Below are 12,645 nucleotides of genomic sequence, written 5' to 3'. Positions count from 1 at the left end.
CCGATTTCCAGCTCAAGCAGGAACTACTGTGTAATTCCATTTAGGTAGCGCCTTATCAAATAAGATGGTCATACTTTCCTTGCATGATAATGCGTATTTTCGTTCTTTCTCATAAATTTTGTCCATAACTCTCACTTTTACATTAAATCCTTTGGTGGTCTCTGCCTTCTCCATATAGTGCTTTGCAACTTCAACAGCCTCGAAAGGAACACCTTTACAAGCTCTTGTAACATGAGGAAAAACAAGGTGCTCAATTGGATTGTACTTCGAGCAATAAGCTGGATAATGAACAACTCTGATCTTCATTTTTAAACGATTAGACAACGATTGCAGATCTTCTTTAAACAAGTACGAGTTGGCACTATTACTTCCACCACAATCACACAAAATCAGTATTTCGTCTTGCTCACCATAAGCTTGTTTTCCTTGTTCATTCCACCACAGTTCAATACTGTCACAGGCTAACTATGATGTATCGCTGCTTGTATTCAGGTGTTGACAGGCTTCATTATTTTTTAGGTCGTAGATGCCGTGAGGTATGAGTTTACCATGACCAATACTAGGAAAATCATGATCATTAACGGTTGTCGGCTCAGCGGCATCTGTGACTCCATCACGAAAGTAATTACCTAATTGTTCTTTCTTTTTTGTATCGATACTCAGGACGGTTTTCCCCTTATCAAGATAGTCTTGTTTCAGTTGAGCTAGTTTTTCAAACTGAGCGTTACGATCGACATGTTGTTTCATCGTTTTGGTTTTCTGAGCCTTACGACGGTGAAAACCCTGCTGACGCAATAATCTTGAAACGAGGTTTTTACTGGCGGGTATTCCGTTGGCGTATAGCTTGCGAGATATTTGTCTACGTGACAGTTTTGTCCACCTTAAATCTAGAAACATCAGTTGACTGCGTTCTCAAGCGTAGAAAAAATGGCTGATAGTAAGGCGTAGCTTGCAGCAAGTAGTTATTCTACTTGCAAAAGTTACAACGCAGATAGCAGTCATTTTAGCAAGCTTGTGAGCGTAGAGCACTTCACTCATTGGGTGAAAGCCATGATAATAAAATCATCATATTGCTCAAACAGTTACTCATATACTCAGCGTTCAACTGATGATTTTAGGGAGCGCCACGAAGCGCTTTATTCTGTTGCGGGATTTGTCTCAACGTATACGCAGCCAAGCGATTACATGGCCATAAACCAGAGACAGCAACGTTATTATTTATAATAAGTCCATCAGGTTGAAACGTACCTGACGGGATAATTACCAGTTCATCCCGAAATCTGACGGGCATGCATAATGGGTAACCGCTATGACATGAAGCCCTGTGACAAAGGCCTTGAATAAAGGTTGAGATGCAATGTAGGCCGCAGCATCAAGCGAATTCAGTTAAGCGTCGTAAATCAAAAAATGAAGATGGGGAGTCTTTCCTAGTTGACGAACCCTGACACAAACAGAGAAGCAACTGGTAAATGCATCTGTTTGATCTTCCGGCGTAATATGAAGTGGCATGTATTGAAGGAAATAAAGTGAACGTGGGAGAGCCTGAGTGTTGGAAGGTAGTGACTTCCACTATCCGAATATAAGGTAAACCGAAATTTCAGATAGGGCGCTCAGGCAGTCGGATGAGCCCATAGTACCGTTAACCGTGAAGACAACATAACTTCACATCAGGGAAGGGGCTCAGTGTTACACCCGTTTTTAACGTAACTTTTGAGGTGAAATTGCCATATGGCTAACACTCCAGTAAATATCAGAATATTACAGCGAAAACTTTACTTACGCTCAAAGCTTAACTCGGAGCTTCGATTTTACAGCTTGTACGATAAACTCAGTCGCCTAGATATACTCGAAGAAGCCTATCGACGATGCAAAGCCAATAAAGGCGGAGCAGGAATTGATGGCATCACATTCAGTTATCTAGAGCAGCAAAAGAAAGTCGTTGCGCTGTTAAAAGAAATTCAAACTCAATTACAACAGAAAAACTATCGACCTAGCCCAGTCAAACGAGTAGAAATACTCAAAGACAACGGCAAAACGCGGAAACTTGGGATCCCGATAATCAGTGACAGAATTGTGCAAATGGCGATGACAATAGTGATGCAACCCGTCTACGAACCTCATTTACATGAACACAGTTATGGTTATCGTCCATGTCGAAGCGCCCAGCAAGCGGTAAAAGTCATTGAAATGAGCCTAAAACAAGGCTATCAGCACGTACTTGATGCTGACTTGAGCGCCTATTTCGATACCATCCCGCACGCTAAGTTGATGGCAAAAGTAGAAAGGCGAATAAGCGACAGCAGCTTTCTGAGTTTGCTGAAAAGCTTTATCAAAGCGCCCATCAGCATAGAGACGGTCAACGGGAAATGGCGAATAGAAGCAAGCCGATGTGGCACTCCGCAAGGCGGAGTTATCTCTCCACTACTGGCTAACATCTATCTCAACGATTTCTGTTTGAAAATACACGAAAAAACACCGTGTAAAATCGTTACCTATGCAGATGATTTTGTTGTACTTCATAAGCAAACCTACACACAAGAGCAACTGGACTGGATAACACAGCAATTAAGTGATGAAGGTCTGAAGCTAAATCAAAGTAAAACCCACTGTGTGGATATGGGAAAGCTGATGAATGAGTTTGATTTCCTCGGTTTTAACTTTCAACGGATCACAGGCCTCATCAAAGGCACCAGTTACATCAAGATAGAGGCGTCTAAGAAGAGCCAAACAAAGCTGAAAAATAAAATCAGAGACATAGTGAAACACCGAACCTCAAATACACTTGGCGTACTGATAAATAAGGTTAATCAAGTTCTGAGGGGATGGAAACACTATTTTGGTGGGATAGGTTATCCCAGAGGTGTATTTTTCAGAATAAATGGATTTGTAGTAAACCGGTTCTATCGCTGGCATCGTCGCTTAAGTCAACGTCGAAGCAAGTATCTATCACGAGGTGCTTACGAAAAATTACGCCAAGCTGGTCTTGAGTATTTACCCACGACAAGATGATAAGCAAAGTGAAGGGGCTGAGAGAAGTGTAACAACAGAGCCGTGTGAGGGAAAACCTCATGCACGGAATCGAAGAGGGGCTGCTGGATAAGCGATAGCGAAGCCAGTAGCCTACTCTACTTAAATCTTGGCGCATAGGATCACCAGCGGTATGGTTTTTTAGAATTGCCTGCAAATTATCATCTAAATCGGGAAAAGTTTGTGTCAGCTTTTTTCTACCTCCCCTTTATTGCTCAGTTCTACTTCATCTTCTAACTCATAAATCCCACGACTTATAGTTTTGGGGTCACATTTCAATACCTTGGAAATGTACACTATACCTACATGCCCAAGTTTTAAGGCTTCAATGGTAGCATATCGTCTACGATCTCGTTGATTAAGTGATTTGTAAAAACGTAACATTTGTTTCTTTACGGTAGAAGAGTAGGTGTTCATGATGTTTCAGAGAAAGCTGGGGGGAGAAAGCTTATATTGAACCACCTTACGAGATTAAGTAAACACGGAAGTTATTTTGGGACAGTTCCCAAGTATCGGTTCTGAGTTGATGGTATAAATATTGATGAAATAACTATTTTACTTTCAATTGGTTACTTGCTTGTCTGACAAACTGTGAACGAGCAGGTAAATTGGGAAATAAGGGCAACCAATATCCCTTGAAATACTCCAAAATTCCTTTATCTGTATGATGTCCACTCCACTCACCAACAATTTCCATTGTAATTACTTCAGGATCAGTGAGTTTAGGCGCCCTCCCATGAGTTCTTAAAGGAGTGGTTATTTCTTTCTGGTAAAAATAATCAACTAAACAGTAAACATAAATGATAAAATTTTCGACAGACATGATCGTATCCTTCAGGTTGGATTTTTTAGAATCAATCATTCTAAGGTATGGTTATGCCTATCAAAAATTAATCACACATCAGGTTACCTTTCCATTTGTGTATAAGAGTAACTACAACCTCATGCTTATATCTACATGCCAGTTTTAGCGGTGATATTCCAAATTCCTTACTAAACAATCGAATAGAATAGAATCTATCGGATGTATGGATAAATAGTCCAGCAGTACCTTCACCACCTTCTCTTCACCAAGACAGTAGGCCCCATGCAATGGGGTATCTTTATATGTTGAATGCTTACTGGTCAGCCCGATATCAGCCTCAGGGTACTGGCCCTTATAATCCCAACAGTATTTTCACCACGCCATCATGATCGTCTGGAGCGGGGCTCAGTTGCAAAACGTCGGTAAGCATTACTTGGCTTCTTACAATAATGAGCCTCTGGTGTACGAGAGTTAGAGCGAGTCGACGATGGTTCCTTGTTGAAAAAATCATACAGCTTTTGCCTATCGGTTTTGCTTAATAGTTGACCATCATGACCGATGATATAAGCCCCATGCAATGGGGTATCTTTATATGTTGAATGCTTACTGGTCAGCCCGATATCAGCCTCAGGGTACTGACCCTTATAATCCAACAGTATTTTCACCACGCCATCATGACTGGCGATACAAGCATCATACAGTGGCGTATTCTTAGATCTTGGGTGCTCCTTGGTTAGCCCGATATCCTCCTTAGAGTACTGCCTCTTATAGTCCAGCAGTACCTTCACCACGCCATAATGACCATCTATACAAGCCTCATGCAGTGGCGTATTTTTAGTTTCTGAATGCTCCTTGCTTAGCCCGATATCAGCCTCAGGTTCTTGACCCTTATAATCTAGCAGTACCTTCACCACCTTCTCTTTACCAAGACGGCAGGCCGCATGCAGTGGCGTATTCTTAGTTTCTGAATGTTCCTTGGTGAGCCAGATATTAGCTTCAGAGTTCTGCCCCTTATAATCCAGTAGTACCTTCACCACGCCATCATGGCCAGCGATACAAGCCTCATGCAGTGGCGTAGTCTTAGATTCTGAATGCTCCCTGAACAGCCCGATATTAGCCTTAGGGTACTGCACCTTATAACCCAGCAGAACCTTCACTACACCATCATGACCGACGACACAAGCCTCATACAGTGGCGTATTCTTAGTTTCTGAATGCTCCTTGGTTAGCCCGATATCAGCCTCAGGATCTTGACCCTTATAATCTAGCAGTTCCTTCACCACCTTCTCTTTACCAAGACGGCAGGCCGCATGCAGTGACGTATTCTTAGTTTCTGAATGCTCCTTGGTTAGCCCGATATCAGCTTTAGGGTTCTGCCCTTTATAATCCAGCAGTACCTTCACCACACCATCATGACCGACAATACAAGCCTCATGCAGTGGCGTATTCTTAGTTTCTGAATGTTCCTCGGTGAGCCCGATATTAGCCTCAGGGTTCTGCCCCTTATAATTCAACAGTACCTTCACCACCTTCTCTTCACCAAGACAGCAGGCAACATGCAATGGCGTATGACCGTTTTTGTTAGCGTTATTAACCTCAATACCCGGAGTCTTCAATAATGCTTCCACCACATCTGCCCGCCCAAAGTACGCTGCGATATGCAACAGTTGATTATCACTTTTAAGGATTGGTAAAAAGTTATGTATTACCTCATTGAAATTAACCTGATGACTCAATAAATGAATTAATTCTGGCCAGTCTCTTGAATTTACCCAAGCTCGCCAATCAAGTGAACTTAAATGCACCTCATCTGCTCCTGAGTTACGAAGCGCTTGTATTGTAGAAAAACTGACGCCGCCTGAGATGCAATGCTGCAATAAGTCTTGTTTACGATTTAACGGTAAGGTTTGCCAACCCTCACGGTTACTCAGGTACTTTTCTACTACATCATCGTATGATGCATTAAATTCAGTTAACCGCTTAACGATTGGTTCACTCCAAACAGTGACGAACTCCGACTTAATTTTTAACTGTTCAAGGTGCCTACATAACGTATCACGGTAGAGTGCCTGCCATGTATGTGACAATAAACACATCATCAACGGACGTTTATCAAACACGGGAAGACAGTAAACAACAAGTGCTGCCAGCGCACAAAAATCACCACAATAAAGTTTTTTACACCAGTGGCTGACATTGCCAGTGTAATCCGTTAGCTCAGGCTTTTCCGGTATAAATGCACTTTCTAAAAAAAGTGTTAGCTGTTGGTCTGTGTGAATGCGCTTTAAAATCTCATTACTGATGCTATCTCTTTTCTGGCTGCCATCATAAAAATGGTTAGGAGCCAGTTTTAATAACGCAGTCCAAGCGTTTTCCTTTAACCGATCAACTATGCCATTCATTTCCATTAGCAGATTATCCTCATCAGACTGAAGGTATTGCTCTTTCAGAAATAATACCTGCTGCGATAATTCCAAATAATCGTCAATACTGCTCAATAAACGGCGGTGATAATTTTCTGGGGCAGTGAGAAGTAAATCATAAATATCTGACGCAAACAGGTCGTGCAGCGGCAACTTAAAATGAGTGTCTTTCTTAGAGACGATCCCTGTAAGCAACCAAGGCACCGTCGCCGCTAAATGTACCCGGTAGTCAAATCTAACCTTTGAAGTTAACTTCAGTAATGTGTCACTCATTTGATCCCGACACAATAAATTAAAAATCGTTGTCGCTTGCCTATCACACAAACCCAAACGAATACGAAGACCGTCTATGCACCGCCATTCACCTTCGCTTTCAACCGCCATAGGAAAGGCACCGAGATGAAGCAGTTGCTGTGACTCAGGCCAGAGTCTCATTTCGTCAAGCCTGTTTGAAAATTCAACAAGAAAACATAAGGCGTCTTCTGGTAGTTTTTGGTTTAAATTGATCCGTTCAACAATATGCGTCTTTAATTTTTCGAGTCGCGCAAAATAATCCTCCCTGCCTTTTTTGTCCCGAGCTAGAATGGCCTTTCCTTGTTGCTCAGCCCGCATTATCACGCCTGTTAATTTTTCATCAAAATTTGCCCCTAGTAACTTCGCTACATTATCCGTTAACTCCAGTTCAGCGTGTTTTCCCGTTACTTCTGCATCACGAATAAATTTGAGGAATGCATCATATTGCCCAAGCAGGCTGACCCTAAACAACTGACCGTCAATATCAACGGTGTTTGATTCAAGGTTTGCCTGCTGAGGCTGAAAGTCTAACTGTGCAGCGATTGAAGTATTTGAGCTGACGGCGCCTAGGGGATTGCACATTCACATTCCGATTCTTTGTCTTCGATGAGTTGATAAATTGTAAGCGGTCAATATGAAGCGTCATTCAAAATTTAGTTTAATGGTAATAACTATCTTTGTAACTATTCAGCCTAACACATTGAACTGAACAAAAATTGAACGCTTGAGTCACTAAATGGTGCGATCATTTGACCGATCTATTCAGTATGTCATCCTAGCCTCAACTTAACTTAACTCATCTACTTGGTGTTCAGCCCAACTAATGTGAGACTCTGAATTAAAATATGGAGTATTATGGAGCTTAAATTTAGACCACTTTGCATAATGCTATCTCTTCATTCATCATATCTTCGAATTCCTCAGAAACTCAAATCCTGCTCACCATTAAACCTAAAATCATCAGTTGAACGCTGAGTATATGAGTAACTGTTTGAGTCAATAAGATGACTTTATCATCATGGCTTTCTCCCAATGAATGAAGTGCTCTACGCTCACAAGCTTGCTAAAATGGCTGCTATCTGCGTTGTAACTTTTGCAAGTAGAATAACTACTTGCTGCAAGCTACGCCTTACTATCAGCCATTTTTTCTACGCTTGAGAACGCAGTCAACTGATGTTTCTAGGGAGCGCCACGAAGCGCTTTATTCTGTTGCGGGATTTGTCTCAACGTATACGCAGCCAAGCGATTACATGGCCATAAACCAGAGACAGCAACGTTATTATTTATAATAAGTCCATCAGGTTGAAACGTACCTGACGGGATAATTACCAATTCATCCCGAAATCTGACGGGCATGCATAATGGGTAACCGCTATGACATGAAGCCCTGTGACAAAGGCCTTGAATAAAGGTTGAGATGCAATGTAGGCCGCAGCATCAAGCGAATTCAGTTAAGCGTCGTAAATCAAAAAATGAAGATGGGGAGTCTTTCCTAGTTGACGAACCCTGACACAAACAGAGAAGCAACTGGTAAATGCATCTGTTTGATCTTCCGGCGTAATATGAAGTGGCATGTATTGAAGGAAATAAAGTGAACGTGGGAGAGCCTGAGTGTTGGAAGGTAGTGACTTGCACTATCCGAATATAAGGTAAACCGAAATTTCAGATAGGGCGCTCAGGCAGTCGGATGAGCCCATAGTACCGTTAACCGTGAAGACAACATAACTTTACATCAGGGAAGGGGCTCAGTGTTACACCCGTTTTTTAACGTAACTTTTGAGGTGAAATTGCCATATGGCTAACACTCCAGTAAATATCAGAATATTACAGCGAAAACTTTACTTACGCTCAAAGCTTAACTCGGAGCTACGATTTTACAGCTTGTACGATAAACTCAGTCGCCTAGATATACTCGAAGAAGCCTATCGACGATGCAAAGCCAATAAAGGCGGAGCAGGAATTGATGGCATCACATTCAGTTATCTAGAGCAGCAAAAGAAAGTCGTTGCGCTGTTAAAAGAAATTCAAACTCAATTACAACAGAAAAACTATCGACCTAGCCCAGTCAAACGAGTAGAAATACTCAAAGACAACGGCAAAACGCGGAAACTTGGGATCCCGATAATCAGTGACAGAATTGTGCAAATGGCGATGACAATAGTGATGCAACCCGTCTACGAACCTCATTTACATGAACACAGTTATGGCTACCGACCATGTCGAAGCGCCCATCAGCGTAGAGACGGTCAACAGAAAATGGCGAATAGAAGCAAGCCGATGTGGCACTCCGCAAGGCGGAGTTATCTCTCCACTACTGGCTAACATCTATCTCAACGATTTCTGTTTGAAAATACACGAAAAAACACCGTGTAAAATCGTTACCTATGCAGATGATTTTGTTGTACTTCATAAGCAAACCTACACACAAGAGCAACTGGACTGGATAACACAGCAATTAAGTGATGAAGGTCTGAAGCTAAATCAAAGTAAAACCCACTGTGTGGATATGGGAAAGCTGATGAATGAGTTTGATTTCCTCGGTTTTAACTTTCAACGGATCACAGGCCTCATCAAAGGCACCAGTTACATCAAGATACAGGCGTCTAAGAAGAGCCAAACAAAGCTGAAAAATAAAATCAGAGACATAGTGAAACACCGAACCTCAAATACACTTGGCGTACTGATAAATAAGGTTAATCAAGTTCTGAGGGGATGGAAACACTATTTTGGTGGGATAGGTTATCCCAGAGGTGTATTTTTCAGAATAAATGGATTTGTAGTAAACCGGTTCTATCGCTGGCATCGTCGCTTAAGTCAACGTCGAAGCAAGTATTTATCACGAGGTGCTTACGAAAAATTACGCCAAGCTGGTCTTGAGTATTTACCCACGACAAGATGATAAGCAAAGTGAAGGGGCTGAGAGAAGTGTAACAACAGAGCCGTGTGAGGGAAAACCTCATGCACGGAATCGAAGAGGGGCTGCTGGATAAGCGATAGCGAAGCCAGTAGCCTACTCTACTTTAAAGTAGCCATCGCGAGTAAATGTTTGTTGGTTTTTTTTGGGTTTATTCCAGTAACCTTGCATGACTTGTGGGCCTAAAACAGCAAGCTCTCCGGCTTCTCCATTAGGGACTTCTTTTTCATTGGCATCAATAATTTTTATTTGAGTGCCTAACACGACTTTGCCTATGGTTCCAATTCGCTCTAACGATGGAACATTAAGGGCTACAACAGGGGACGTTTCAGACAGCCCATAACCTTCTGAAGCCGTGCAACCTGTCGTTGAGTACCATAACTCAGCGGTAGATTGGGTAAGTGCTGTGCCGCCAGAAATGGTTAATTTGAGCTTGCTGAAATCAGCATTTTTAAATTTTGGTTGATGACATAAACCGACGAATAAAGTATTGAGTCCAACAAATCCTGTGAGTGGATATTAATTAATCGTGTCAACGAGTCGGTCGGTGTCCCGCGGATTGGGAATAAGCACTGAATGACCGCCTGATTCGAAGTACAAAACTAAGGAACTGTCTCAAAATAACTTACCGATTTGTTACTGCTTAAAATTGTCAATATCAAGGCACGAAGAATGAAGTTTAGTTATTCTAAATGAAAAATGAGTAACGCAGAGAGTGGCAATTTTAAGCGTAACCCTTTGGGCTGTGTTTATTTTTGGCTTCTACTGTGTTGTCGAAAGCTTATGTAGAGTAACTACACCACACTTTCTTCGCATTGTATAAGCTCAAAAATAAACGACAGCAAAACAGGGAAGTTATTTTGGGACAGTTCCTAAGTTCACTAAGAATGCATAGATGTGATAAATCGGCAGTGGGGCTACGAATATATCTTCACCTATAGCCATGACTCGGCCAATTCGTGATTTAACTTGCATCATGTTTGCGAGTAGATTGCCGTGAGTCAGCATTGCACCTTTAGATAATCCTGTGGTTCCACCAGTGTATTGCAGGGCAACAAGTGCATCGAGTTGATTCGTAACAGGAGTGAAGCTGAGCTGTTCACCTTCTAACAGTACATTGTTAAAAAACTGGCAATTTTTAGATATTCGAGAAGACTCACATTCAGTCACCGCTTTGATATCAAGCATGTCGGTTACTTCAGTAATGCAAAGCCATTGAATATCAGTTTTATCAATCCAAGAAAGGGTTTCTTCTGCACGGCTTAAGAGTGTCACTAAAGCTTTTGTACCTGAGTCTTGAAATTGATGTACTGATTCTCTCTCAGTGTATAAGGGGTTGGTATTGACTAAAACAAGCCCAGCTCGAATGACACCAAATGCCGCAATAACAAATTGTAATAAGTTTGGCAATTGAATACCTATTCTATCTAGGGCAAACGGGTCAAAAATAAGCAATCAAATTTGATCGTTTGCCAAACTATAGCGATCGTGGTTTATAATAGTCTTTGCTTGTTAATTTCTATGAAAACTACGACAATCAGCGACTTTTTTGATGGCCTACCCGACCCTCGTATGTCACGAACTTTACATCATCCTCTGATTAACATTATAACCATTACTCTATGTGCGGTTATCTGTGGCTGCGATAATTTCAATGCTATTGAAGAATATGGGAAATCGAAGAAAAAATGGTTCGAAACTTTTTTAGATATGCCTCATGGCGTCCCAAGCCATGATACCTTTAACGATGTTCTCAACCGCTTATGTCCTAAGGCTTTTCATGCCGCTTTTATAGCGTGGGCGCAATACCTTTGTACAATTGACGAAGATATCATTCCTCTTGATGGCAAGACACTGAGAAGAACTCTGGATAAAGTGAATGAAGTTCCAGCAATACATATCGTTAATGCTTGGTCAGTAAAAAATAATCTTTGCTTAGGGCAAATGAAAGTTGACGGTAAAAGCAACGAGATAACAGCCATTCCTAAGTTGTTAGAGCTCCTCGATATTAAAGGGGCAACCATTACCACTGATGCAATGGGTTGCCAGTTTAAAATTGCCGATAAAATCATTGAAAAAAAAGCTAATTATATTTTCGCCCTTAAAGGTAGCCAAGGTGAGTTCTTTGAAGATATCAAATTATTTTTAGATACAGAACTCGAGTCTAGATTTAAAAAAATTCACTGCGATATGTTTGAGGAAGTCGATAAAGATCACGGTCGAATTGAACAAAGAAAAGTTTGGGTCACGTCTGACGTAGAGTGGCTCAGAAAACGCCATAGTAGATGGTCAAGCTTAAACAGCATTGTAGTCGTAGAATCTACTAGGGAACAAAAAGGGATAGAGAAGACCATGGAAAGACGCTATTACATCAGTAGTCATTTGAAACCTAAAGCTGAGTTTATCTCAAATGCAATACGTTCTCATTGGTTTGTTGAAAATAAACTCCACTGGCAACTGGATGTAAGCTTTGATGAAGACTCATGTCGGTTAAGAAGTGGAAACGCAGCAGAGAATATGGCTATCATGAATAAAACAGCACTCAACATGCTGAAAAATGAGAAAACAGCAAAAGTAGGAATAAAAAGCAAACGTTTAAAAGCGGGCTGGGATGAAGAATATTTGATGAAGGTATTAACTGTGGGCAAACTGGCTGTCTAATTTAGACCCGTTTGCCCTACTATTCTATCACCGGGCTGCAAAATTGTTTTGTGCTGTAAGGGATGTCGCAGTTCAAATAATACCAATTTAAATTTCAACGCTTAATTTGTCATACCTGCGAACGCAGGTATCCAGCGACTTGTGCCCAAATTAACCAAAGACTCTGGACTCCTGCGTTCGCAGGAGTGACGATAAAATTGGTATATATTCTTCCGCCACGTCCCTAATTGGTATAAATAAGCGGTGAAAGCCCGAGAGTGGCTTTCAACGTCAGCGAAAGTCAGCTCTTGCCCTAAACAAGAAAATGCAATTTTTTCAGGGAATGTTGAGCAGGTAGTTTCGATAAGAGCAGCAAGAGATGAATACTCTGGTAGAGCATATTTTTGATGTAAATCATAAGGTATTGGTTGATTCATCCCTTTCTCTTAACATTCCATTGAGTGACTTAATGAGACTAATGGAAGAAAAAACGAAGGTCAATTTTGAGAATGATGAGTATATTTATGCAACAGTAGAGCGAA

The 12,645-nt window shown here is 41.3% G+C and carries 8 protein-coding genes and 3 pseudogenes; 4 read left to right on the top strand and 7 right to left on the bottom strand.

Annotated features, from left to right (window positions below; translation table 11 throughout):
• Nucleotides 1–12: 12 nt before the first annotated feature.
• Nucleotides 13–897 (bottom strand): annotated as a pseudogene (locus tag E2I05_RS22690) (ISAzo13 family transposase).
• Between the two features lie 831 nt (nt 898–1,728).
• Between E2I05_RS22690 and ltrA the strand changes: the two are divergent.
• Entirely contained in the window at nt 1,729–3,009 is a 1,281-nt protein-coding gene (ltrA, locus tag E2I05_RS18045) for a group II intron reverse transcriptase/maturase (RefSeq protein ID WP_133309438.1), read from the top strand.
• A gap of 204 nt (nt 3,010–3,213) precedes the next feature.
• On the opposite strand, the gene E2I05_RS18040 is transcribed toward ltrA, so the two are convergent.
• The 3 genes from E2I05_RS18040 to E2I05_RS18030 all read right to left on the bottom strand — a co-directional run bounded on the left by E2I05_RS18040 (nt 3,214) and on the right by E2I05_RS18030 (nt 7,131).
• Nucleotides 3,214–3,444: a hypothetical protein gene (locus tag E2I05_RS18040; protein ID WP_133309789.1), complete on the bottom strand. Its 231-nt coding sequence runs from the start codon at nt 3,442–3,444 to the stop codon at nt 3,214–3,216.
• A 133-nt stretch (nt 3,445–3,577) separates the two neighbouring features.
• Nucleotides 3,578–3,850, bottom strand: a complete 273-nt coding sequence (locus tag E2I05_RS18035; RefSeq protein ID WP_121855221.1) for a hypothetical protein — start codon at nt 3,848–3,850, stop codon at nt 3,578–3,580.
• A gap of 365 nt (nt 3,851–4,215) precedes the next feature.
• Nucleotides 4,216–7,131 (bottom strand): ankyrin repeat domain-containing protein, encoded by a 2,916-nt coding sequence (locus E2I05_RS18030; RefSeq protein ID WP_133309788.1) that lies wholly within the window; start codon nt 7,129–7,131, stop codon nt 4,216–4,218.
• A gap of 1,212 nt (nt 7,132–8,343) precedes the next feature.
• Here E2I05_RS18030 and E2I05_RS22140 point away from each other — a divergent pair.
• Nucleotides 8,344–8,871 (top strand): reverse transcriptase family protein, encoded by a 528-nt coding sequence (locus E2I05_RS22140; RefSeq protein WP_170179651.1) that lies wholly within the window; start codon nt 8,344–8,346, stop codon nt 8,869–8,871.
• Nucleotides 8,753–9,448 carry a reverse transcriptase domain-containing protein gene (locus tag E2I05_RS18025; RefSeq protein ID WP_170179650.1) on the top strand — a complete coding sequence of 232 codons (696 nt, stop codon included), beginning with the start codon at nt 8,753–8,755 and terminating at the stop codon, nt 9,446–9,448. Before E2I05_RS22140 ends, E2I05_RS18025 begins: the two co-directional genes overlap by 119 nt.
• 120 nt (nt 9,449–9,568) lie before the next feature.
• Here the strand turns inward: E2I05_RS18025 and E2I05_RS18020 are convergent.
• Nucleotides 9,569–10,072 (bottom strand): annotated as a pseudogene (locus E2I05_RS18020) (AMP-binding protein); the annotation flags it as partial.
• A gap of 264 nt (nt 10,073–10,336) precedes the next feature.
• Nucleotides 10,337–10,891, bottom strand: a pseudogene (locus E2I05_RS18015) (AMP-binding protein); the annotation flags it as partial.
• A gap of 93 nt (nt 10,892–10,984) precedes the next feature.
• Here E2I05_RS18015 and E2I05_RS18010 point away from each other — a divergent pair.
• Nucleotides 10,985–12,124, top strand: a complete 1,140-nt coding sequence (locus E2I05_RS18010) for an ISAs1 family transposase (protein WP_133309786.1) — start codon at nt 10,985–10,987, stop codon at nt 12,122–12,124.
• A 101-nt stretch (nt 12,125–12,225) separates the two neighbouring features.
• Here the strand turns inward: E2I05_RS18010 and E2I05_RS18005 are convergent, their stop codons facing one another.
• Nucleotides 12,226–12,540, bottom strand: a complete 315-nt coding sequence (locus E2I05_RS18005) for a hypothetical protein (protein ID WP_121852155.1) — start codon at nt 12,538–12,540, stop codon at nt 12,226–12,228.
• Between the last annotated feature and the right edge of the window lie 105 nt (nt 12,541–12,645).

The organism is Parashewanella spongiae (assembly GCF_004358345.1).
In the GTDB taxonomy this organism is placed as follows: Bacteria; Pseudomonadota; Gammaproteobacteria; order Enterobacterales; family Shewanellaceae; genus Parashewanella; species Parashewanella spongiae.
This window is presented reverse-complemented; position numbering and strand designations above follow the sequence as displayed.